The sequence below is a fragment of the Nocardia lijiangensis NBRC 108240 genome (assembly GCF_001613045.1).
GTDB lineage: Bacteria > Actinomycetota > Actinomycetes > Mycobacteriales > Mycobacteriaceae > Nocardia > Nocardia lijiangensis.
Map to the genome: position 1 here is coordinate 20,417 of NZ_BDBP01000073.1, position 21,386 is coordinate 41,802.

At 70.3% G+C, this 21,386-nt stretch carries 21 protein-coding genes; 4 read left to right on the top strand and 17 right to left on the bottom strand.

From position 1 onward, the window contains the following. Window positions 1-121: 121 nt before the first annotated feature. From NL1_RS25385 to NL1_RS25450, 14 genes are all read right to left on the bottom strand, one after another. Window positions 122-1,678, bottom strand: coding sequence for an alkaline phosphatase D family protein (locus tag NL1_RS25385; protein ID WP_067844381.1), 1,557 nt, complete (start codon window positions 1,676-1,678; stop codon window positions 122-124). Between the two features lie 254 nt (window positions 1,679-1,932). Further along, window positions 1,933-3,510, bottom strand: coding sequence for an ABC1 kinase family protein (locus NL1_RS25390; protein ID WP_067844305.1), 1,578 nt, complete (start codon window positions 3,508-3,510; stop codon window positions 1,933-1,935). Between the two features lie 85 nt (window positions 3,511-3,595). Further along, window positions 3,596-4,426: a sporulation protein gene (locus NL1_RS25395; protein WP_245673523.1), complete on the bottom strand. Its 831-nt coding sequence runs from the start codon at window positions 4,424-4,426 to the stop codon at window positions 3,596-3,598. Between the two features lie 97 nt (window positions 4,427-4,523). Continuing rightward, a complete protein-coding gene (locus tag NL1_RS25400; RefSeq protein ID WP_084510937.1) occupies window positions 4,524-5,183 on the bottom strand; it encodes a phosphoribosylanthranilate isomerase in 660 nt (219 codons plus the stop codon). 74 nt (window positions 5,184-5,257) lie between these two features. Beyond that, a complete protein-coding gene (locus tag NL1_RS25405; RefSeq protein ID WP_067844308.1) occupies window positions 5,258-5,980 on the bottom strand; it encodes a lysophospholipid acyltransferase family protein in 723 nt (240 codons plus the stop codon). Window positions 5,981-6,161: 181 nt separating this feature from the next. Continuing rightward, a complete protein-coding gene (locus NL1_RS25410; protein ID WP_067844311.1) occupies window positions 6,162-7,175 on the bottom strand; it encodes an ROK family protein in 1,014 nt (337 codons plus the stop codon). Beyond that, window positions 7,172-8,335 carry a hypothetical protein gene (locus NL1_RS38790; protein WP_174553465.1) on the bottom strand — a complete coding sequence of 388 codons (1,164 nt, stop codon included), beginning with the start codon at window positions 8,333-8,335 and terminating at the stop codon, window positions 7,172-7,174. The genes NL1_RS25410 and NL1_RS38790 overlap by 4 nt, the downstream gene beginning before the upstream one ends. A 13-nt stretch (window positions 8,336-8,348) precedes the next feature. After that, window positions 8,349-9,674 (bottom strand): ArsA family ATPase, encoded by a 1,326-nt coding sequence (locus tag NL1_RS25420; RefSeq protein WP_307623776.1) that lies wholly within the window; start codon window positions 9,672-9,674, stop codon window positions 8,349-8,351. Further along, window positions 9,671-10,108: an SRPBCC family protein gene (locus NL1_RS25425; RefSeq protein WP_067844317.1), complete on the bottom strand. Its 438-nt coding sequence runs from the start codon at window positions 10,106-10,108 to the stop codon at window positions 9,671-9,673. Before NL1_RS25425 ends, NL1_RS25420 begins: the two co-directional genes overlap by 4 nt. A gap of 224 nt (window positions 10,109-10,332) precedes the next feature. Further along, complete coding sequence (locus tag NL1_RS25430) at window positions 10,333-10,737, bottom strand: polyketide cyclase / dehydrase and lipid transport (RefSeq protein ID WP_067844320.1); 405 nt, start codon at window positions 10,735-10,737, stop codon at window positions 10,333-10,335. Between the two features lie 29 nt (window positions 10,738-10,766). Beyond that, on the bottom strand, window positions 10,767-11,894 hold the full coding sequence (locus NL1_RS25435) for a glycosyltransferase family 4 protein (RefSeq protein WP_067844323.1): 1,128 nt from the start codon (window positions 11,892-11,894) through the stop codon (window positions 10,767-10,769). A gap of 62 nt (window positions 11,895-11,956) precedes the next feature. After that, on the bottom strand, window positions 11,957-12,958 hold the full coding sequence (locus tag NL1_RS25440; protein ID WP_067844326.1) for a hypothetical protein: 1,002 nt from the start codon (window positions 12,956-12,958) through the stop codon (window positions 11,957-11,959). A gap of 6 nt (window positions 12,959-12,964) precedes the next feature. Continuing rightward, window positions 12,965-13,990 carry an NlpC/P60 family protein gene (locus NL1_RS25445; RefSeq protein ID WP_067844329.1) on the bottom strand — a complete coding sequence of 342 codons (1,026 nt, stop codon included), beginning with the start codon at window positions 13,988-13,990 and terminating at the stop codon, window positions 12,965-12,967. 248 nt (window positions 13,991-14,238) lie between these two features. Then, window positions 14,239-14,817, bottom strand: a complete 579-nt coding sequence (locus tag NL1_RS25450) for a C40 family peptidase (RefSeq protein WP_067844332.1) — start codon at window positions 14,815-14,817, stop codon at window positions 14,239-14,241. 594 nt (window positions 14,818-15,411) lie between these two features. Here NL1_RS25450 and NL1_RS25455 point away from each other — a divergent pair. Together NL1_RS25455 and NL1_RS25460 are read left to right on the top strand one after the other, a co-directional pair. Next, window positions 15,412-17,202 (top strand): DEDD exonuclease domain-containing protein, encoded by a 1,791-nt coding sequence (locus tag NL1_RS25455; RefSeq protein WP_067844390.1) that lies wholly within the window; start codon window positions 15,412-15,414, stop codon window positions 17,200-17,202. 4 nt (window positions 17,203-17,206) lie between these two features. After that, window positions 17,207-17,482, top strand: a complete 276-nt coding sequence (locus NL1_RS25460) for an Lrp/AsnC family transcriptional regulator (RefSeq protein WP_067844335.1) — start codon at window positions 17,207-17,209, stop codon at window positions 17,480-17,482. A 4-nt stretch (window positions 17,483-17,486) separates the two neighbouring features. On the opposite strand, the gene NL1_RS25465 is transcribed toward NL1_RS25460, so the two are convergent. From NL1_RS25465 to NL1_RS25475, 3 genes are all read right to left on the bottom strand, one after another. Further along, complete coding sequence (locus tag NL1_RS25465) at window positions 17,487-17,768, bottom strand: hypothetical protein (RefSeq protein WP_067844338.1); 282 nt, start codon at window positions 17,766-17,768, stop codon at window positions 17,487-17,489. Window positions 17,769-17,997: 229 nt separating this feature from the next. Next, entirely contained in the window at window positions 17,998-19,059 is a 1,062-nt protein-coding gene (gene trpD, locus NL1_RS25470) for an anthranilate phosphoribosyltransferase (RefSeq protein ID WP_067844342.1), read from the bottom strand. Between the two features lie 132 nt (window positions 19,060-19,191). Next, on the bottom strand, window positions 19,192-19,587 hold the full coding sequence (locus tag NL1_RS25475) for a hypothetical protein (protein WP_067844345.1): 396 nt from the start codon (window positions 19,585-19,587) through the stop codon (window positions 19,192-19,194). Window positions 19,588-19,826: 239 nt separating this feature from the next. Between NL1_RS25475 and ctaE the strand changes: the two genes are divergently transcribed. Together ctaE and qcrC are read left to right on the top strand one after the other, a co-directional pair. Next, window positions 19,827-20,438 carry an aa3-type cytochrome oxidase subunit III gene (gene ctaE / locus NL1_RS25480; RefSeq protein ID WP_067844349.1) on the top strand — a complete coding sequence of 204 codons (612 nt, stop codon included), beginning with the start codon at window positions 19,827-19,829 and terminating at the stop codon, window positions 20,436-20,438. A gap of 59 nt (window positions 20,439-20,497) precedes the next feature. After that, window positions 20,498-21,361, top strand: a complete 864-nt coding sequence (gene qcrC, locus NL1_RS25485) for a cytochrome bc1 complex diheme cytochrome c subunit (protein ID WP_067844352.1) — start codon at window positions 20,498-20,500, stop codon at window positions 21,359-21,361. Window positions 21,362-21,386: the final 25 nt, after the last annotated feature.

Consider the following 21,386-nt stretch of genomic DNA (forward strand, 5'->3'; position numbering starts at 1 on the left):
GCACCCGAACAACCCCTTCCGACCTGCGACGATGCGGACGTCTTCCACCCCGGTGACCGGGGCCGTGGACACGCGGCGGAGCGTCCGAATCCGCACCACCGCACCGGCACCCGATTCCGGCTCAGCGGCCGGGCGCGGGCAGGCGCTGACTGAACAACACCGCGCCCGTCGCGTCGCACAGATCCACCGTGAGTTCGGCGGAGCGGCCATCGATGCGAACCTCGCCGAAATGCTGATAGGCGCCGTCCAGGGGCGAGGTGTTCGGCGCAGGCGGTGCGTGCAAGAAGACCGCCTCGGGACCGAAGGTGGGGTCGAGCTGGTTGGGGCCGAAGGCGCCCGCATTGAGCGGTCCGGTGACGAACTCCCAGAACTCGTCGAACTCGGTGAACGCCGCACGCTCGGGGGAGTAGCGGTGCGCCGCGGTGTAGTGCACGTCGGCGGTCAACCACACCACGCCGGTGACCCGGTTCGTCTTGATCGCCGAAAGCACCTGAGCGATCTCGGTCTCGCGGCCGGACGGCGCGCCGGGCGCACCGTTGGCCGGGCCCTCGAAGGCGGTCTTGCCGTCCGGCACCACCACGCCGAGCGGTAGATCGGCTGCGACGATCTTCCAGGTGGCCCGGGACTCGCGCAGGCCGTCGATCAGCCATTTCGTCTGTGCCGCACCGAAGATCCTGCCCTCGTGCGCGGTGTTGGCGCCGTTGGCGTCCTTGTAGGTGCGCATGTCGAGGACGAACACGTCCAGCAGCGGGCCGTAGGAGACCTTGCGGTAGAGCCTGCCGTCGACGGCTTCCTTCGGGTCCAGCGGCATCCACTCGTGGAACGCCTGCCAGGCGCGGGTGGCCAGGGTGTCCATGCTGCGTTCGGTGTAGCCCTTGTCCGCGGCCACGGTGCCGCCGGGATACCAGTTGTTGACCGTCTCGTGGTCGTCCCACTGAACCAGTTGCGCCACCGCGGCGTTGAACCTGCGGTAGTTCTGATCGGTCAGGTTGTAGGCGTACTGGCCGCGGAACTGATCGAGGGTCTGTGCGACCGCGCTCTTGGCCTCGGTGACGGTGTTGCGCCAGATCCGGCCGTCGGGCAAGGTGACCGACTCCTGGAGCGGACCGTCGGCGTAGACGACGTCGCCGGAGTGCAGGAACAGGTGTGGGTCGCGGGCGGCCATGGTCGAGAAGATCGTCATCCCGCCGAGGTCCGGGTTGATGCCGTACCCCTGGCCCGCGACATCGCCCGACCACTGGAGCCTGATGTCGCCCGCGCTCGTCGGGGCGGTGCGGAAGACGCCGGTCAGCGGTTCGGAGGTGGCGCCGTCCTCGGCTTCGAGGGTCACGCGGTAGTGCACCAGCGAGCCGGAAGGCAGCCCGCCGACGCGGACGCGTCCGGTGCCATCCGTGCCGGGGGTGAGCAGCGGGCCGGTGAAACGGCGCGCGTCGGTGAAGGATTCGGTGGCGGCCGTCTCCACGATCAGCGTGGCGGGCCGGTCCGAGCGGGCCCAGAGGAGCGCGCCGTCCGAGCGCGGGTCGCCCACCGCGACACCGTGCGTGAGGTTCGGACGCTGCCGGACCAGGCCGGGGCCGTCGTCGGCGCCGCAGGCGGCCAGCGCGGGCGCAGCCACCAAGCCGAGCGCGGAGGTGCGCAGCAGAGTGCGCCGGGAGAGTTCCGAACGACTGAGTGCCATGAGCGCCACCCTCACGCAGCTACCTCAACGCCACGTGAACGTCGGCTGTCGGCTCGACCAATAGGGCGGGCCGTGCGGTCGGGTCGGCGGGTCGGGCAGCTGCCGAGTTCGGGTTCGGGCGCGGGTCTGCTTGCGGTCCACGGTGTTCGGGTTCGGCTGTTGGTTTCGTCGGGTAGCAGCGGCCGTCCGTCACGCGGAGGGTTGGTGGTGGCTCTCGGAGCGACGCCAGCCGCTCTCGGTTGGGTGGCGGGTGTTCAGTGTTCGGGTTCGGCAGTTGGTTGCGTCGCCGGGCTGTCAGTGGCTGCGGCCCGTCGCGCGCCGGGGCCGGGAACGATCGTTGGCCGCGTGTGGTCGTTGGTGGCGGCCGCCAGGTGCGGTTTCGGTGAGGTGGTAGGGGCCGGTCGGCGCAGCGGCTCGGTCGGGTTGTCCGCCATCCACGGGCAAGCCGGGTCGTCGAGTCCGAGGGCCGCGACCACGTCGGGGAACCAGCGGGTGCATTCGGTGCGCAACGGGAGCTCGGGCTGGAGTTGCGACATCACGCTCACGCCCGCGAGGAACGTGCGCAGCATCGGGGTGTGTTCGGCGGGCATGGTCAGCTGCCGGATCACGTTGGACAGGCTCAGATCCACCGTCGCCGAGACTCGTTTGCGCAACCACTCGGTGGTCAGGCGGAAGGTCGGGTCGAGCATGGCGTCGCGCATCGGGGCCAGCTGCTCGAGCACGGTGTGGCTGTCCAGCGCGCGGTCCGGTTCGACGTAGCCGCGGCGGCGGATCGCGGCTTCCAGATCGGTCGGGTCGCCGGAGAGGATGGCGCGGGCGATATCGGTCAGCGCGTCCAGATAGCCGGGCGGGAAGGGCGCGCACGCGCCGAAGTCGACGACCCCCAGCCTGCCGTCGGGCATGATGCGGAAATTGCCGGGATGCGGATCGCCGTACAGCAGACCGGCTTTCGTCGGACCGGACAGCAGGAAGCGCAGCACCAGCAATCCGATCCGGTCGTGGTCGAACAACCCGCCCTGTACGAGCGTCCGCGACAGCGAGACGCCGTCCAGCCATTCGGTGATCAGCACGTCGCCCTGCTGCGCCACCACGTCCGGCACCACGAAATCGGGGTCGTCCGCATACGCCGCGGCGAAGCTGCGCTGATGCGCGGCCTCGATCTCGTAGTCGAGTTCCTCGCCGATGTAGGCGCACAGCGCCTCGATCACCGCGCGCGAATCCGCGCCGGGCAGCAGGGCGGTGAACAGCGGGGCGATCTGACGCAGCGACTGCAGATCGCTGAGCACCGCCTCGCGCGCGCCGGGATACATCACCTTCACGGCCACCCGGCGACCGTCGTGCCACACCGCCTGGTGCACCTGCCCGACGGAGGCCGCCGCCGCGGGCCGGTCCTCGAACTCCAGGAACAGCTTCCGCCATCCCGGGCCGAGCTGGGCGGCCAGCGCCGAATGCACCATCGGCGGCAGCATGGCGGGGGCCGAATCCTGCAGCTGGTTCAGCGCGTCGCGGTACGGCGCGGCGAAATCCGCGGGCAGCGCCAGCTCGTACAGCGACATCAGCTGCCCGAGCTTGGCCACGCAGCCCTTGAGCTCGCCGAGCACATCGAACAGGTGCTGGGCGGTCCTCGCCTGGATCTCGCGGTTCACCTCGTCCGCGGAACGGCCGAGCATGCGCTTGCCCGCCCCCGCGACCCGCCTGCCCGCGAAGGCCACCGGTAGTCCGGCCAGCTTCGTGGTACGGGCGAGCCGGCCCGTCGGCGGATCACCGGCGGGCTCGGCGTCGACACGCCTGGGCAGCTTCAGAATTCGACCACCGGTGTCGCGGCGGACCATGCTCACCTCACTCGCACGCCGAGCAGACCACCCCTACCCGTGGTCCCGCGTCGACGTTGTGCGTGACAAGGTTACCAACGAGGACTCAGTGCGCGAGGCGCCCCAGGCGTTGATGCAGCTCGCCGGCCCAGTCGATATCGCCGAGGCGCTGGTAGTCGACCCACAACGCGTCGAAGACGTCGCGACCCTCGGAGATCCAGCCGCCGCGCTTGTCCGCCTCGAGCACCACGCTCATGCCGGTCTCGGTGGCGACGAAGGTGACCTCCAGCTGGTTCAGCCGCGGGTAGTGGGGCGAACCGGCGAACTCGATCTCCTGGTAGAACGGCAACGTCTGCGGCGTGTTGTGCACCCGGCCCGCCTCCACATCGGCGCTGCGCAGGTGAAAACCCAAGCGCTCCACGGCCTCCAGCAGCACGTGCTGGGCGGGCAGCGCGCCGACGCCGATCGGATCGGTGTCGGCGGCGTCCACCGCGCCGTGGATCTCCACGATCGTGCGCAGCGAGACCACCGTGCCCGGCAGGTGCCTGCCGTTGTAGAACGTGATCGGCGTTTCCATCGGCGCGCGCGCCGCGAAACGGAAATCCAGCACCGCCCCGGGCGGCAGGTGCAGCGGACCGTGCACCCCGGTGCGCCCGAACGGGATATCGCGTAGGCCCTCGTGATCCTCGTACTCCTGCTCGGCCCTGGTCACGAATTCCACCGCGATCTGCGCGATGTCCTGCCCGACCTTCCCGCCGCGCAGCCGAACCACGCCCTCGACCATCCCACCGGGCTGCACCCCCGGCGTGAACAACTCGGTCTCGACCTCGGCCCCGCCGACCCCCGCCGCAGCAAGCAACTTCTTGAACATGCCCGAAGTCTCCCCGCCCGCACTGAACAACGCCTTGGCGATCGCTTGCGCTGTGACGAAGGTCATTGGCCTCGCAGAGGCTTCATACGCCTCGCAGACCGTACAGCCGCTGCGAGGCGTGTGCAGGGGCTGCGAGGAACATCCGATCGGGGTGGGTGGGGGGTCAGAGTGGGGTGGTGTGGGCGGCGGTGACGAAAGTGGCGCAGGCCTCGGCGGATTTGTCGCCGGAGGGGTGTTCGACCCCGCTGTTGACGTCGACGGCGAACGGGCGGACCGTGCGGATGGCGTCGGCGACGTTGGCGGCGTTCAAGCCGCCCGCGAGGACGACGGGGTGCCCACGCTGATGCAGCTCGTCGACGATGGCGGCGCTCACGGACCAGTCGTGGGTGCGGCCCGTGCCGCCGAGTCGATCGTCCGTGCGCGAATCCAGCAGGACCGCATCGCAATCCGCCGCCGCCGCGCGGGCGGCGTCGACGGCCTCGGGACCGGTGACGTGCACGGCTCGGATGATCCGTTGCCTGGCGGCCGAGCGGACCTGCCGGACCGTCTCGTCGGTCACCAGGCCGTGGATCTGAATGGCGTCCACACCGATGCGCTCGGCGAGATCCACGATCGCCGCGGCGCTCTCGAGATGGGTGACCAGAACCCGGGTGACGAAGGGCGGCGTGTGCCCGGCGAGCCACGCGGCCCGGTCGGCGTCGAGCGCGTCCTCGCTGACGTGGGTGATGCCCGCGATGAATCCGACCGCGTCGGCGCCCGCCGCGACCGCGATCCGCAGGTCGCTCTCGGACCTGATTCCGCACAGCTTCGCACGCACCGGCACCGGGCCACGATACCGCCGCGAAAACGAGAACGGCCCCGGGACCTTGATGGTCTCCGGGGCCGGTCGGGGGGAGGTCAGCTGGCGGCGGTGTCCGGGATGCGGGCGGCTTCGGGCTTCGAGCCGGAGGGGACGCCCTTGAGGCTGTGGGCGTAGACGTCGACGTACTCCTGGCCGCTCAGGCGCATGAGGTCGTACATGACCTCGTCGGTGACGGCGCGCTCGACGAAGCGGTTGCCGCTCATGCCCTCGTACCTGGAGAAGTCGATCGGGGTGCCGAACTTGATGGTGACCTTGCGGCGGCGCCACTTGAAGGGGCCGGGCGGGGAGACCTCGTTGGTGCCGATGACGGCCACGGGGATGACGGGTACGCCGGTCTCCAGGGCGAGGCGGGCCAAGCCGGTCTTGCCCTTGTAGAGGCGACCGTCGGGCGAGCGGGTGCCCTCGGGGTAGAGGCCGACCAGGCGGCCCTCGTCGAGCAGCTTGCGCGCGGCGTTCAGCGCGTCCTCGGCGGCGTCGGCGCCGCTGCGATCGATCGGGTACTGGCCGGTGCCGCTGAAGAAGAACTTCTGCAGGCGTCCCTTGAGGCCGGGGGTGGTGAAGTACTCGGCCTTGGCCAGGTAGTTGATGCGCCGCGGGCTCGTCAACGGAGCGAACAGCCAGTCGGCGAAGGAGAGATGGTTACCCGCCATGATGGCCGGCCCGTCCGCCGGGATGTTCTCCACGCCTTCGACGGTGGGCCGATTGTAGAGATGAATGAACGGTCCCAGCAGCACGAACTTCAGCAGCCAGTAGAACATGACGTCCTTCCCCCGGGACCGGGATAGTAGCGGGCAACCTGCGTCAGTTGCCGACTTTACCGCTGGCTGGAGATCACATCCAATCGCAGCGGTGTATCTCACCACATTCGGATCGACGCAGGTACCGAAGGCCCCTCCGCGGCGGTCTCATTCGAACGGATGTGCCCGTGCGCGCGGGAGGTCAGCGCCCGCTGCGGGCGACCCGCGATGCGCGTCGTCCCGGCTCCGCGAGCACGGCGCGCGCCAGTTCGGCGGCGCCGATCATGCCCGCCGCTTCACCGAGCTGGGTGGTGCGGATGCGCGCCAGCGGCCGGTGCCCGGCGCCGGTGACGGCGCGGGCGTACTCCTCGCGCGCCTCGTCGAGGAACAGCGGGGCCGAACTGCTCACGCCGCCCGCGATGACGACGAGATCGGGGTCGAAGATGTCGCTGACGAACGCGAGCCCCAGCCCCAGCCAGCGCGCGAAATCGGCTATCGCGGCAAGCGCGACGGGGTCCCCGTCCTGGGCGGCGCCCGCCACCCGCCGTCCGGTGAGCGAACCGGGATCGCGGCCCACCTCCCTGGCCAGCACCGTCGAGCGGCCGGGGTCGGTGGCCAGCAGCTCGATCGCGGTGTCGGCGAGCGCGGTTCCGCTGCAATACCTTTCCCAGCAGCCGCGCTTGCCGCACGGGCAGGCCCTGCCCTGCGGAACCACTTGCAGATGGCCGAGTTCCGGTGCGATGCCGTGCGAGCCGCGGTAGAGCGTGCCCTCGATGAGCAGCGCCGCGCCGATGCCCGTGCCGATCGCGACGAGCACCACGTTGTGCCCGCCCGCCGCCGCGCCGAACCGGTACTCGGCCCATACGGCGGCGTTCGCGTCGTGCTCGAGGATCACCGGCAGTTCCAGGCGCTCGGTGAGCCGCGCCGCGACGGGCGCGTCCTGCCAGGGCAGGTGCGGTGCGAACCGGACGGTGGAGCGGTCGTCGCTGATGAAGCCCGCGACGGCGAGGCCCACGGCGCCGATCGGGTGGCGGCGGCGCAGTTCGCGCACCGCGCGGTCGAGGGCGTCCTCCAGGGCGCGCGCGCTGTGCGGAGTCGGCGACTGCACGGTGTCGAGCACCTCGCCGTCGCCGTCCACCACCGACGCGCGAATATTGGTGCCGCCGACGTCGATACCGACGGTCAGCGGGAGCGCATCTGCCACCCGGTGCGTCATGCCTTGATTGTCACCGGGATGCCGACGTACCCGGACCGCTTGCCCCCGGAGCGGGAGCGCGTGGGCTGCTCCGGCGTATCGGTCGCGGGGGTGTGCTGGTCATCGGAGTGCACGGCGTCGGAGTGCTGGTCGTCGGAGGGCGCGGTGTCGGAGTGCTGGTCGTCGGAGCGCTGGTCGGCCGGGTGCGCGGAGTCTGTGCGCCGGGACCTGTGGTCGGAGCGGGAGCCGTCTGCGCGCTGGTGACCGTCGTCCGTGCCCGGGACACCAGAGCGCGCGGCGGCACGGCGGTCGGTCGAACTCGACGGGCCACCGGAACGGGACGCGCTGTGGCCACTCGAGCGTGCCCCGGCATCGTGCTGGTCGGTCGAGCTGGACGGGCTACCGTGCCGGTCTCCGGGGCGTGACGCGTCGTGGCTACCCGAGCGAGCTCCGGACTCGTGCCGGTCGGTCGATGGTGACGGGTTGCCGTGCCGGTCTCCGGAGCGGGTCGCGCCGTGGCCATTCGAGCGGGTGCCGACATCGTGCCGGTCGGTCGAGCCAGACGGGCTACCGTGCCGGGTTGCGCTGTGGCCACTCGGGCGGGCCTCGGCATCGTGCCGGTCGGCCGAACTCGACGGGCTACCGTGCCGGTCTTCGGGGCGAGACGCGTCGCGGCTAGCCGAGCGAGCTCCGGACTCGTGCTGGTCGGTCGATGGTGACGGGTTGCCGTGCCGGTCTCCGGGACGAGACGTGCCGTGGCCATTCGAGCGTGCCCCGGCATCGTGCCGGTCGGCCGTGCGTGAGGCGCCGCCGTGTCCGTCACGCGACCTCGGCGCGTTCCGATGTGGCGCGCCGCCGGATCCTGGATGCCGGTGCCCCACACCGGTTTCCGGATCATCGTCCGGCAGCAGCGGATCGACCGGTACCCCCGCCAGCGCTTCGCGCAGCACTGTGACGATCGCGGTGCCGTGATCGGCGATCGCCGAGACCACGTCGTGGTGTTCGCCGCGTACCAGCGCGGCGGCCGCGCAGACCGGGCACCAGCTGCACGCCGACCAGTCCGGCTGCCCCTGCGTCGCACTGCGCCGCAATACCGGTTCGACGCGTTCGAGCATCGCCTCCGCGAGCAGCTTCAGCTCCTCGGCGAATTCGCTGAGCCCGTCGCCGTGCGGGGCCGACATCCCGTGCTCCATGTCAGCGGCTCTCGGGCGTCAGCGGCCACACGTCCGGATCCGGGCGGAATCGCACGACCAGGTATCCGCTGTCGAGTTCGGCGGCGTCGACCGTGCACCGCCGCAACACCGGAGCCAAGCGCACCCGGCGCCGCAGCCCGTCCGCTCCCACGATCAAATCGTCCTCCACTCGTCCCAGTCGCAGTGTCGCCGGATCGACGACGGGCAGGTGCATCCGCATCGCGTACACCGAATGCAGACCCGTGCCCGATTCCAATCGAACCACCGGTTCCCCGGAACGTGTGCGAACCTCCGCTGGATTGTCGCCCAGCATAAATGCTGTTCCGGCGTCCGACGCGCCGGAACCGACCGCATAGGAAAGCGCTTGGAGCGAGCCGAGTCCCACCGGTTCCGCGCCGGTGTGCTGGGCGATCAGCACCGGAATGTCGCGCATGGCTTTGCCGAGCGCCTCGATGACGTCGAACTGTTCGGCCCTGCGGTTGTGGTACCAGTGCACCGCGGGGTGCACCGCCTCGGCCGGGCCGGACGGTTCGGGCATCGGCGGCAGCACCTTGTTCACGATCACCGCGTCGAGCCGCAGCTCCAGCAACGCGGCCGCCGAACGCACCCGCCCGGACTCGGCGAGCGCGACCCGTTCGGCGACGGTGACCAGTCGCGCGCCGGTGCGGTCGTGATCGGCGAGCAGATCGCGCACCTCGCTGACGGCCTTGACGATCCGATCGACCGTCGCGGCGAGCACCGCCCGCCGCAGGTCGGTGCTGATGGTGCTCATCGCCCGGGCGTGCGGGGGCCAGATCCGTTCCAGATAGCCGAGCAGCGTGTCGGGCGCGGTGACGATGCGCAGCATGTCCGCCGAGGGCGGGCAGTCCACAACGATGACGTCCCAGTCGTTCTCGTCGGCGAACTGCGCGATCTCCACCAGCATCAGTAGTTCCTGCACGCCGGGCAGGCCGGTCAGCTCGGCGGGGTCGAGCGCGGCCAGATCGATGCCGTGGTCGTGGGTGTGCGCGCCGCCCGCGGACAGCATCCGCGTCACGTCGCGGAACCGATCCTCCAGCAGCGCCAGCGAATCCACCTCGATGACGTCGAGTCCCGGCAGCACCCTGGCGATTCCGGTGACCGTGCCCGGGTCGTGCGGGAAACGGAAACCGAGTGCGTCGCCGAGCGAATGCGCCTGGTCGAGGGAGGCCAGCAGCACTGTCTGCCCGGCGCGGGCATAAGCCATGGCGGTCGCGCAGGCCAGCGTGGTCTTGCCGACGCCCCCCTTGCCGACGTACAGCTCGAGCCGGGTCCGCTCGCGTCCGCCGGGCTTCCGCTCGGCGGTCAGCCTTCGACCCGCTTCTTCAGTTCCTTCAGCGCGGTGTCGGTGATGACCTTCTCCGCCTTGCGCTTGAACATGCCGATCATCGGGATGTTGAGATCCACGGTGAGCTCGTAGATCACCTGGGTGCTGCCGTCGGGCTGCTCGACGAGTTCGTAGGTGCCGTCCTGCGCCTTCTGCAGGTCACCGCTGATCAGCTTCCAGCTGACCGCCTTGTCGTCGGCGCGCCAGGTGTAGGTCAGCACGTAGGTGTCCTTGACGACGCCCGCGTCGAGCACGAAACGAGCGGTGCGAGCCCGGCCGTCGGGGCCCTTCTCCAGCACCTCGACGGACTTCGCCGCCGAGACCCACTCCGGGTAGGACTCCAGATCGGCGATGACGGACATCACCCGCTGCGCGGGGGCCTCGATGAGGATCGACCTCTGGGTCCGGTCGGCCATGGTGGTCAACGGTTCCTTTCGGTGTTTGTCGGCCGCGCGGGCGCGGCGGGTTCGCGGCCCTTGATGTCTCGCGTCCGAGCGGTCGAGACTTGCGCCTGCGGCGCGTGCGTTTCGACCGCTCGGACGCGAGACGGCCGCGAACGGTCGCTCGTAAGACTCGCTCCGTGCGGGCCGGGTTGGGTCTGGATTGTCCTCGTCGGAGTGCTTCCTCTCCTGCGGTGCCGCTACGAGTCTCGGCCTGCTTGTGTCGCGGCAGGTGTCACCCCGGCTGGACGGCCCGCCTCGAGCCGCGCCTTGATGTCGAACGACATGTCTTTGCCCGCGACCCGGCGAGCCCGGTTGACGGCCGACAACTCCCGCGGCGACATCCGTTCGACGCCCTGCGGTTCGCAGTGCAGGAAGTAATGCAGGATGACCCCGTCCAGCGAGGGCTGCAGCCACACCTCCATGGTCCCCGTCAGAGCTCCGGACACCGACCAGCGAATTCCCTTGTCGCCGCGGTCTTCCCGGACATCGAGGGTGAGGTCCGGCCACCACTGGCGCCATTTGGTGGGACCCCCGAGCACCTCGGCGACCGCCGCGCCCGAGGCGGCGACGAACGTCTGGTCCGCGACCTGAATACTGCTCACACCGCTGAGCGTAGTTGATCGGGGTTCCCTCAGCGGAGGAGGTGGCGAAGGCGCGCGCCGAGGGTGTCCCAGCGCCAGTTCTGCTCCGCCCAGGCGCGGCCCGCGGCGCCCATGGCCGCGGCGGCGTCGCGGTCGGCGAGGATGCCGACCAGGGCATCGGCGATCTCGCTGACCTTGCGTCCGTCCACCACCCGGCCGGTCTTGCCCTCCAGCACGGTCTCCGGTGCGCCGCCGGAACGGCCCGCGACCACCGGAACGCCCGAGGCCGAGGCTTCCAGGTACACGATGCCGAGGCCCTCGACATCGAGCCCGGCGCCGCGGGTGCGGCAGGGCATGGCGAAGACGTCGGCGATGGTGTGGTGCGCGGCGAGTTCGGCCGAGGGCACCCGGCCGGTGAAGACGACCGCGTCGGTGACGCCGAGCGCGGCAGCGAGACCGCGCAGCTTGTCCTCGTGGGGCCCGCCGCCCGCGATCACCAGCACCGCGCCGTCGACGCGATCCCGGATCTCGCGCATCGCCGCGATCAGCGCGTCCTGGCCCTTGCGCGGAACAAGCCGGGACAGGCACAGGATGGTCGGGCGGTCGCCGAGCCCGTAGCGCTCGCGCAGTTCGGCGCGGGCCGCGGGGTCGGGACGAAACACCTCGGTGTCGACGCCCGGCGGCAGATACTCCAGGGCGGCGTCGGCGCCGAAGGCCGAGGCGAACCGGCCGCGGGTGTACTTGCTGACGTAGGTGACGACGTCGGTGTGCTCGCCGATCGCGCGCAGCGCCTGCCGCGCGCCGGGCAGCATCGACCAGCCGACCTCGTGCCCGTGCGTGCTGGCCAGAATGCGCTCGGCGCCCGCCCGGCGCAGCTGCGGCGAGAGCAGCGCAAGCGGCGCCGCCGCGCCGAACCAGACGGTGTCGCACTTCTCGTCGCGCAGCAGCCGCGCGGCGCGGCGTAGGACGAGCGGAGTGGGCAGCATCAAGGTGGTGGGATGGCGCACCACCTGGAACTTCTGTTGGGCATCGAACTTCAGGTGCGAGTCACCGCGCCAGCGCGGCGCGTAGACCACCAGATCGTCGGGCGGCAGCTGTCCGGTGAGCGCCTGCAGATACGACTGGATACCGCCCGGCCGAGGCGGGAAATCATTGGTAACCAGCAGAGTTCGGGCCATGAGGACAACCTACTTGGTGCGATCGGCGCGCCGCCGATCCGGTCGGGCTCCGCCGAGGCGGTTCACACGACCTGAGACGAGAGCCAGCTACGCCAGTCGGCGACGAAGTCGGCGCGCCCGATGCCGAGCACCTCGCGCAGGACGCGATCCTCGCTCGCGGCGTCCTGCCGCTGCTCGGCGAGGCGTCGGTAGAGCTCGACGAGACGGGTTTCGTCGTACTTCTCGGCGACGAAAGCGCAGGCGGTCCACGCCTCCTCGTAGGCGGCGACGGCGCTCGCGCCCGCGAACGCGGTGTCCTGCGGCAGGTCGCCGGGAAGCGTTCCGGCGTGCAGCGCGGCATTCACCGTCGGCGCGATCTCGGCGAAGTGGTGGCCTCGGCCGCGGTGGGCGGCGTACTCGGCGAAGCCCTCCAGCATCCACTGCGGGGCGCCATCGGCGGTCTCGGCGCGGGCCGCGATGTGGGTCAGTTCGTGGCGCAGCAGCGTGCGCAGTCCGTCGGGGGACAGGCGACGGCCCGCGTCGGGGCTGAACACCACCCGCTGACCGGTCGGTTGTCTGCCGCGTACGAACGGATCGGACACCGAGGCCGCGGCGACCTCGCCGGGCATCTCGGCGCCCGCCCGCACCAGCGCGGCGAACTCCGAGGGGGTGGCGGCGACCACGACGAGCGCCGACTGCGCCCAGTTCGGTCCCCACAGTTCGGTGATCGCGGCCGTGGCGGCGGGCAGTTCGCCCGCGAGCACCTCGAGGTCGGCGCGGTGGCCGGGGTGGCCGACCACCAGCGATGCCGTGGCGTCATCGCCGGGGACGCGGATCGACTCGATCGGGCCGAACGGTTCCAGGGTGCGGCGCACGGCGGCCAGTCGCGGGTCGTCGGCGGGCGCTTGGCCCAAGCTCTCGGTCGAGGCCTCTTGGGCGGCGCGGATTTTCGGCAGCGCCCACTTGGGCGCCATGGCCAGTGCGCAGCAGAGGCCCGTCAGCAGGGTGACCATGGCGACGGTGAGAACGAACTGACACCGCCCTTTGGCCATGCACCAGCCGCGTGCCCGTCGCCAACGCTCCATAGCGGATCAGTATCGCCTAGCGGAGTGGTACGGCGTCGACCCCATCGGCGCTACGGCCACGGGCACGCCGAAAGTGGAGGCGTGCAACATGAGTCCGTTGCCCGCGTAGATGCCGACGTGCGAGATGTCGGAATAGAAGAACACCACGTCACCGGGCTGCAGCTCGTCCTTGTCCACCAGCGTGCCGTAGGACGCCTGCGCCGAACTGGTGCGCGGCACGTTCTTGCCGACCTGTTTGAACGCCCACTGCACCAGGCCCGAGCAGTCGAACTGGTCCGGTCCGGTCGCGCCCCAGACGTACGGGTCGCCGACGCGGGTGAGTCCGGCGGCCAGCGCGCTGGTTCCGCTGCCGGGGACCAGGCCCTGCAGCAGCGTGTCGCGATCGAATCCGGGCGGGAACGGCGAGCCTGCCAGCGCGGACTTGTCCTTGCTGGACAGCGCGCCCCACGCCTCGACCACCTGGGCGACCGCACCGCCCAGTTCGCTGCGCTTGCGTTCCAGATCGGTGCGCGCCTGGTCGGCCTTCTCGGCGGCGCTGCGGGCCGAATCGGCGGCGGCGCGGGCGGCGGACTCGGCGGACTCGGCGGCGTCGGTGGCCTTCTTGAACTGCCGCAGCTGATCGGTGGTCTGCGCGCTCAGCACATCCAGCGTGGACATCTGATCGAGCAGCTTCTGCGGGGAATCGCTGACCAGCACGGCGTAGATGCGGTTGGTGCGCGCGCCCTGATAGGCGGCGATCGCGGTGCGGTCGATGACCGGTTGGAATTTGCGCACCTCGGCGCGCGCGGCGTCGGCGACCTCGGTGGCCGCGGCCAGCTTCGCGTCGGCCTCGTACTGCACGGAGAGTTTCGCCTCGAGGTCGGCCTGGACGCCGAGCGCCTGCTGATTCAGCTGCTCGGACTGTCGGGAGAGGTCGACCATCCGCTGCACCGCCTCACTAGCGGTGGTCGGCAGCGCCACGGGGTCGGCGATCGCGGGACCGCTCGCGTGCAGCGCCGTGGCCAGCAGTCCGGCCGCCAGCACCCCGCCCACCAGACGATTCGTGCGAAGTCTTCGGTGACCGGCTGCCACTGGCGTGCCCCGTTCTCTCGTATGCCGACTCGTGAAATCGAAAGCGACGCCGTCGCCAGGCACGCAGTTTCGCGGCTCTGCGACCCTGGTAGGTCTCATTTAGGTTACGAAACGCCGACGGTCGGTGTCCAGTGGAGAACGATCCGATCACGGCCGGTGGGGAAGCGTCGGGCCGGGTCGCGCATGGCGGCCCGGCCCGGCTCGAGCGATCAGAAGCGGCGTGCGCCCGCGAACGGCATCGACGAGATCGAGGCGATCATCACCGGGGTGCCGGAGGTGGAGGCGTGGATGACGTTGCCGTCGCCCGCGTACAGGCCCGAGTGGCCGCCGCCGTAGAACGACACCAGGTCGCCGAGCTGCAGGTCGTCCATCGAGACCGCGGTGCCCGCGCCCAGCTGGGCGCCGCTGGTGCGCGGCAGCTCCATGCCCGCCTGGCGGTAGGACCACTGCACCAGGCCGGAGCAGTCGAAGGAGTTCGGGCCCGCGGCGCCGTACACGTACGGGGAGCCCAGCTTGCTCATGGCGGCGTCGAGCGCGACCTCGCCGAGGGTCTTCTGCGGCGCGACGAACGGCAGCGGAGCGCCGGGCACCGTGCCGAGCTGCACGCCGGGGATCTCGGCCGGGATCGGGATCTCGTTCGGAACCTCGAACGTTCCCACGCCGGGGATGGTCACCGGCTGAGCCGACGCGGGGGCGGCGGGAAGGAGGAACGCGCCGATGGTGGCAGCGCCGACGGCTCCGGCGGCAACGGCACGCTGCGCCTGTCGCTTGACGGTGGTGGTCGCCATGATGCGGGTACTTCCAATCTGCCCCACGACGCCACACCCGGTGGTGCAGCGGACTGCGTGCTGCCGCTCCGTTCGGTGCGGCGGACTCCGTGAGGTCTCGAAAAGGTTACGAAGATGTCACGGTGGTTTGTAAAGCCCGGACCATCCGAAATAGCGGTGCTCAACTATTTCCGCCAGGCATATCTGCGATGTATCTCACAGCAATCACGAAACGATAACGGCGGCCGGTTATCCGCCCGCGTCCCCGTCGTTACCCCCAGCTGTCCCAGGTGGTGATGCGGCTCATGCATGGTGTGTATCACTACTGTTTCCGCAGGTGGAGACGCTCGAGGTGACGCTTGACGCGTCGTGCGACCGGACGTCCGACCGGGATGCGTCCGGCAGCGCGGCAGCATGCCCGGGAGGGTGGGTCAGCTGTACCGGACACGCCCGGGCGCTGATTCATTCGTGACGGAAATGTGATCTGGGTCGCTTTCGGGTGTTCTAGATCATTTCGCGGGTATCGCAACGAAATCCTCGCGCGAAAAATCGGACGAAACGCGCACGGTTCCGCGCGCCTCGAGGTTGTCGTACCCGACCCCTACGCTGCTCGCCGTGCCCGACCCCGTGCCGCGCCAGGCCGCCGCCAAGCAGCTGGCCTTCGACGAACTCGATACGCCGCTCTACGACACCACGTTCGTGGTCGTCGATCTGGAGACCACCGGCACCAGCGCGGACGGCGACGCCATCACCGAGATCGGCGCGGTCAAGGTGCGCGGCGGCGAGGTGCTCGGCGAGTTCGCGACGCTGGTGAACCCGGGCCGGGAGATACCGCCCGCGGTCGTGCACGTCACCGGGATCACCACCGCCATGGTCTACGCGGCCCCGCGTATCGAGTCGGTGCTGCCCGGGTTCCTGGAGTTCGCCGCGGGGGCGGTGCTCGTCGCTCACAACGCCCGATTCGACATGGCCTTCCTGCGGGCCGCCGCGGTGCGCTGCGAGACCGACTGGCCCAAGGCGCCGGTGCTGTGCACGGTGAAGCTGGCGCGGCGGGTGCTCGGCAGGGACGAGGCGCCCTCGGTGCGGCTCGCGTCGCTGGCCCGGTTGTTCGGCGCGAGCACCCAGCCGACGCACCGCGCCCTGGACGACGCGCGCGCCACCGTCGACGTGCTGCACGCGCTCATCGCCCGGGTGGGAAACCAAGGGGTGCACAGCCTCACCGAGCTGATGGACTACCTGCCGGGCGTGAGCTCCGGGCAGCGCGCCAAGCGGGTGCTGGCCACCGACCTGCCCGCCGCGCCCGGCGTCTACCTGTTCCGCGGCCCCGCCGACGAAGTCCTCTATATAGGCACCGCGGTGAATCTGCGCCGGCGCGTGCGCAATTACTTCACCGGCTCGGAGACCAGGGGCCGGATGAAGGAGATGGTCGCGCTGGCCACCCGCGTCGACCACGTGGTGTGCGCGCACGCCCTGGAGGCCGGGGTGCGCGAGCTTCGGCTGCTCGTCGCGCACGCCCCGCCCTACAACCGGCGCTCGAAATTTCCCAAGCGCGGATGGTGGCTCACGCTGACCGACGAGCCCTTCCCGCGTTTCGCGATCGTCCGCACACCGACGCGGGATGCGCTGGGGCCCTTCACCTCTCGTCTGGACGCCGCTGATGTCGCGGCCACCGTCGCCGAGCACGCCGGACTGCGCACCTGCACGGCGCGGTTGGCCCGCGCAGCCCGCCACGACTGCCCGTCTGCGGTGGTCGGCGGCTGCCCCGCGGCCACCCCCTCCGGAATCCCTATAGATACAAAGGAATACGCCTCCGCTCCCGCCGCGGTGCGCGCGCTGCTGCGCGGCGATTCCGACGCCACCCTGCGCGCAATGCTCGACCGCATCGAAAGCCACTCCCGCGCCGAGCATTTCGAGGCCGCGGCGCGGCTGCGCGACCGCACCGTCACGGTGATCAGGGCGATGCGCCGCACTCAGCGGCTCGCGGCCGTGGCCCGCATCGCCGAACTGATCACCGCGCATCCGGATGGTGCGGGCGGGTGGGAGTTCGCCGTCATCCGGTACGGCCGTCTCGCGGGGTCCGGTGTGGCGCGCCGCGGCACGCCGCCGATGCCGATCGTGGAACAGATCGTCGCGGCGGCGGAGACGGTCGTCCCGGATGGCGCCGGGTCCTTCGCCGACGGCTGCCCGGATCTCGTCGACGCACCGCCGCTGCGGGGCGCTTCGCCGGAGGAGGCGGGGCTGATCGCGCGCTGGCTGGCGCGACCCGGCGTACGAATCGTGCGCAGCACGGAGGGGTATCACGAACCGCGCTTCGGCGCGGGCCGGTGGCTGGGCTGGGCCGAGGTGGCCGACGCGGCGGCCCGGACCCGATCGGCGGAGTCCGACTACGCCGAGCGCTTAGGCTGACAGCATGATTAACGCGATCGTGCTGATTCACGCCGACAACGCCCGTATCCCGGAGACCGCGCAGGCGGTCGCCGACACCGAGGGCGTCGCCGAGGTGTACTCGTGCGCGGGCGATGTGGACCTGATCGCGATCGTGCGGGTGCGCGATCACGAGCAGGTCGCCGAGGTGGTGACGCACCGGATCGACAAGACGCCCGGCGTACTGCGCACCACCACCCACATCGCGTTCAAGTCCTACTCACGTGCCGACGTGGAGGCCGGCTTCTCGCTGGGGGAGTGATCGATCAGGACACCGCGATGGACGCGCCGTTGATCTCGACGGATTCACCCTGCGCGACCACGGCCGTCACCTCGCCCTGACAGTCGGCTTGGGTGTACACCATGGCGGTGGCGTTGGTGTTGTTCTGTACCGAGACCTGGTCGGATTCCGCGGGGGTGATCGGAACGCAACCTGTCGGGTTCTGGATCGCCGTCCCGTTCACGACCAAGTCACCGTCCGCCGCATGGGCGAGCGGCGCGGCGAGCAGCGTGCAGGCGGCAACGATTCCGAATAGTGCGTGCTTCATAGTGAGCTCCTCACGTGTCGGAAATGGCGCGCCGACCCTCGTGGGGGTACGCGCCGGATGAATGCCGCGTAACGACGGCGGTCGAGCGGCCGCCGGAAATCGCGACATGCTGACCAGTTGCGTCGGGCGCATCGCTGCGGCCGATCCGTCCCGCGCCGAACTAGTCTAACTATCCGTCACCTGTGTGGAAGCGATTCGGCGACACTCGAATCGAGCGTTTGCCAAAAGTTCACCGATCGCCGAGCGTGTGCGAAAGCTTGGCCCAGCTGTCCAGGAGCGCCGCCGCCTGACCGCCGTCGATCGCGGCGGACGCGCGGTCGATGCCCGCGGCCAGTGCGTCGTGCACGTCGGCTTCGGGATCGCCGACCCCGCGCGACAGGTCGTAGGCGACGATCGCGGCGGCCGAGTTCACCAGCACCGCGTCGCGCACGGGGCCCGGTGTGCCCGCGAATACCGACCGTGCGACACCGGCGTTGACCTCCGCGTCACCGCCGCGCAGCGCGTCCAGCTCGACGCGCGGGATGCCGAGGCGGGTCGGGTCGATGGTGGTCCGGCGCTGACGGCCGTCCGATACCACCCACGCGTCGGTGGTATCGGACGTGGTGATCTCGTCGAGGCCGTCGTTGCCGCGCACCACGAGGGCGCTGGCCCCGCGCTCGGCGAACACACCCGCGATCACCGGAAGCAGTTCGGGGAAGGCGCAACCCACCAGGCCCGCCCGCGGCTGCGCGGGGTTGGTCAGCGGGCCGAGCACGTTGAAGACGGTCGGAATGCCGATTTCCTTGCGCGCCGGGCCCGCGAAGCGCAGCGCGGGGTGGAACAGCGGGGCGAAGCAGAATCCGATCCCCACCTCGCGGACGCACTGCGCCACCGACTGCGGGCCGAGGGTGAGCCGCACGCCGAGCGCCTCGAGCACGTCGGCGCCGCCGCTCTTGGACGAGGCCGCCCGATTGCCGTGCTTGACCACCGGCACGCCCGCCGCGGCCACCACGACCGAGGACATGGTGGAGATGTTCACCGAGCCGGAGCGATCGCCGCCGGTGCCGACGATGTCGACCGCGTCGCCGTCGATGTGCACGAGGCGCGCGTGCGAGAGCATGCCGGAGGCCATGCCGGAGAGTTCGGCAGGCGTCGGCCCCTTGATCTTCATCGCGACGCCGAAGGCCGCGATCTGGGCCTGCGTCGCATTGTCGGTGAAGATCTCGTTGATGACCCACGCCGTGTCGTCCGCGGCCAGGTCGCCACCGTCGGCGAGGGTTCCGAGCACCTGGGGCCAGCTGCGCACGCTCATTCCATCTCTCCCGTCACACTGGTTCGCCCAGCTCTGTCTGGAGCAGCCTAGTAGGCGCAGGCCGCCGAAGCCCCCCGATAGCTTGCGCACGACGGGAGCGTAGGCGGAGCTACGCCTGGCGAAAAGGCGTTTTCAGCGCGGTGCGATCGCGGGTTGCAGGACGTCCCAGCCGTCGGCGATCCCGTCGTGGCGCTGGGCCAGCCCCGCCATCCTCGACTTCTCCTGCGCGCAGTGCAGCGCGTCGACCAGTTGCACGCGCTGGAGGATCAGTGCCTCCAGTTCGCCCGGCGCCGCGGCGGTGGGCGGGGCGGGCGCGTACCCGTCCTGCGCCGCGATCTCGCACACCCGCTGGACCTGTGCCGCCGGAATCCGCAGGTGATGGCGCAGGACCGCGGGTGCGTCCTCGGTCAGTCCTTCGGCCCTGGTCAGCACGGCCGAGCAGGACTCGGCGTCGTCGAAACCCGCCGCGACCACCACCAGGTCCGCACGGGCCGGGTCCAGCGGCGCCGGAGTGTCGCGCCCGAACATCCGTCGCCAGATTCGCGGTGCCACATCGGCCTCCTCGTCTCAGCTTCTACTTACTCTCGCCTGTCATCATGGCCGCGTCCGCGCAGGTCGGCGCGCCCGGTACGCGACGTCTCCCCGAGGCCGGGCCAAGCGACGCCAACGCCATCCGGACCCGGTCCGTCCGTGCGTTTTCCGACACGGGCGGCCAAGTTTCATACCCGGCTATTCCTGTCGTACTACGACGAGTCATACTTACCCCCGTGACGACCGCAGTAGGGACCCCAGGATCGGCCATTACCCAGCGTGTGCACTCGCTGAACCGGCCCAACATGGTCAGCGTCGGTACCATCATCTGGCTGTCGAGCGAGCTGATGTTCTTCGCCGGCCTCTTCGCCATGTACTTCGTCGCGCGCGCGCAGGCCCACGGCAACTGGCCGCCGGAACCGACCGAGCTGAACATGAAGCTCGCCGTGCCGGTCACGGCCGTGCTGGTCGCGTCGTCGTTCACCTGCCAGATGGGCGTGTTCGCCGCGGAGAAGGGCGACGTGTTCGGCCTGCGCCGCTGGTACGTCATCACCCTCCTGATGGGCGCGTTCTTCGTCGGCGGCCAGGGCTACGAGTACTTCAACCTGGTCCACGAGGGCACCTCGATCTCGAGCAGCGCCTACGGCTCGGTGTTCTACATCACCACGGGCTTCCACGGTCTGCACGTCATCGGTGGTCTGATCGCGTTCGTGTTCCTGCTGATCCGCACCAAGATCAGTAAGTTCACCCCGGCGCAGGCCACCGCCGCGATCGTCGTCTCGTACTACTGGCACTTCGTCGACATCGTGTGGATCGGGTTGTTCGCCACGATCTACTTCGTCCGCTAGTCGGCGCCAGCCCCCAGTCTTTTGCACAAGTCGGTTCCGTCTACTCCAAAGGGACACAGATGAGTTCATCTCCCCCGTCAGCGCCTGAGCCCGCCAGCCCCGGGAACGGCGAGGCCAGCAAGACCCGCAAGCAGCGCCGCCTCCGCAGGCGCATCGCGGGCGGTCTCGCGCTCCTGGTGGGTCTGGTCGGAGCCGGCTTCCTTGCGACGGCTCTCACGCCCGAGCCCCAGGTGGCGACGGCCCACCAGGACCAGTCCGCGCTGATCCGCGAGGGCAGGCAGCTCTACGACACGTCCTGCATCACCTGCCACGGTGCGAACCTCCAGGGTGTGCAGGACCGCGGCCCCAGCCTGATCGGCGTCGGCGAGGCCGCCGTCTACTTCCAGGTGTCCTCCGGACGCATGCCGCTGGCCGCCAACGAGGCCCAGGCCACCCGCAAGCCCCCGAAGTTCGACGCCCAGCAGATCGACGCGCTCGGCGCCTACATCGCCTCCAACGGCGGCGGTCCGACCGTGGTGCGCGACGCCAACGGCGAGATCGCCCAGGAGTCGCTGCGTGGCGACGACATCGCCCGCGGTTCCGAGCTGTTCCGCATGAACTGCGCGTCCTGCCACAACTTCACCGGCAAGGGCGGCGCGCTGTCCTCCGGTAAGTACGCGCCGCCGCTGGAGCCCGCCAGCGAGCAGCAGATCTACGCGGCCATGCTGACCGGCCCGGAGAACATGCCCAAGTTCTCCGACCGTCAGCTCACGCCGGAAGAGAAGCGCGACATCATCGCCTACATCAAGAACGCCTCCGAAGAGAAGACCCCGGGTGGCTACGGCCTCGGCGGCTTCGGCCCCGCGACCGAAGGCTTGGCGATCTGGGTGGTCGGCATCGTGCTCACCGTCGGTGCTGCTATGTGGATCGGATCCCGGTCATGACCGGTCAGGGCGTCCGGACATGGCC

Coding starts and splice junctions, on each gene's coding strand:
- NL1_RS25410 (WP_067844311.1), bottom strand. CDS start 7,175: ATGACGCACCGGGTGGCAGATGCGCTCCCGCTGACCGTCGGTATCGAC.
- NL1_RS25460 (WP_067844335.1), top strand. CDS start 17,207: ATGATTAACGCGATCGTGCTGATTCACGCCGACAACGCCCGTATCCCG.
- NL1_RS25475 (WP_067844345.1), bottom strand. CDS start 19,587: ATGTTCGGGCGCGACACTCCGGCGCCGCTGGACCCGGCCCGTGCGGAC.
- NL1_RS25385 (WP_067844381.1), bottom strand. CDS start 1,678: ATGGCACTCAGTCGTTCGGAACTCTCCCGGCGCACTCTGCTGCGCACC.
- NL1_RS25450 (WP_067844332.1), bottom strand. CDS start 14,817: ATGGCGACCACCACCGTCAAGCGACAGGCGCAGCGTGCCGTTGCCGCC.
- trpD (WP_067844342.1), bottom strand. CDS start 19,059: ATGAGCGTGCGCAGCTGGCCCCAGGTGCTCGGAACCCTCGCCGACGGT.
- NL1_RS38790 (WP_174553465.1), bottom strand. CDS start 8,335: ATGTCGGCCCCGCACGGCGACGGGCTCAGCGAATTCGCCGAGGAGCTG.
- NL1_RS25425 (WP_067844317.1), bottom strand. CDS start 10,108: ATGGCCGACCGGACCCAGAGGTCGATCCTCATCGAGGCCCCCGCGCAG.
- qcrC (WP_067844352.1), top strand. CDS start 20,498: ATGAGTTCATCTCCCCCGTCAGCGCCTGAGCCCGCCAGCCCCGGGAAC.
- NL1_RS25405 (WP_067844308.1), bottom strand. CDS start 5,980: ATGTTCTACTGGCTGCTGAAGTTCGTGCTGCTGGGACCGTTCATTCAT.
- NL1_RS25390 (WP_067844305.1), bottom strand. CDS start 3,510: ATGGTCCGCCGCGACACCGGTGGTCGAATTCTGAAGCTGCCCAGGCGT.
- NL1_RS25440 (WP_067844326.1), bottom strand. CDS start 12,958: ATGGAGCGTTGGCGACGGGCACGCGGCTGGTGCATGGCCAAAGGGCGG.
- NL1_RS25435 (WP_067844323.1), bottom strand. CDS start 11,894: ATGGCCCGAACTCTGCTGGTTACCAATGATTTCCCGCCTCGGCCGGGC.
- NL1_RS25465 (WP_067844338.1), bottom strand. CDS start 17,768: ATGAAGCACGCACTATTCGGAATCGTTGCCGCCTGCACGCTGCTCGCC.
- NL1_RS25395 (WP_245673523.1), bottom strand. CDS start 4,426: ATGACCTTCGTCACAGCGCAAGCGATCGCCAAGGCGTTGTTCAGTGCG.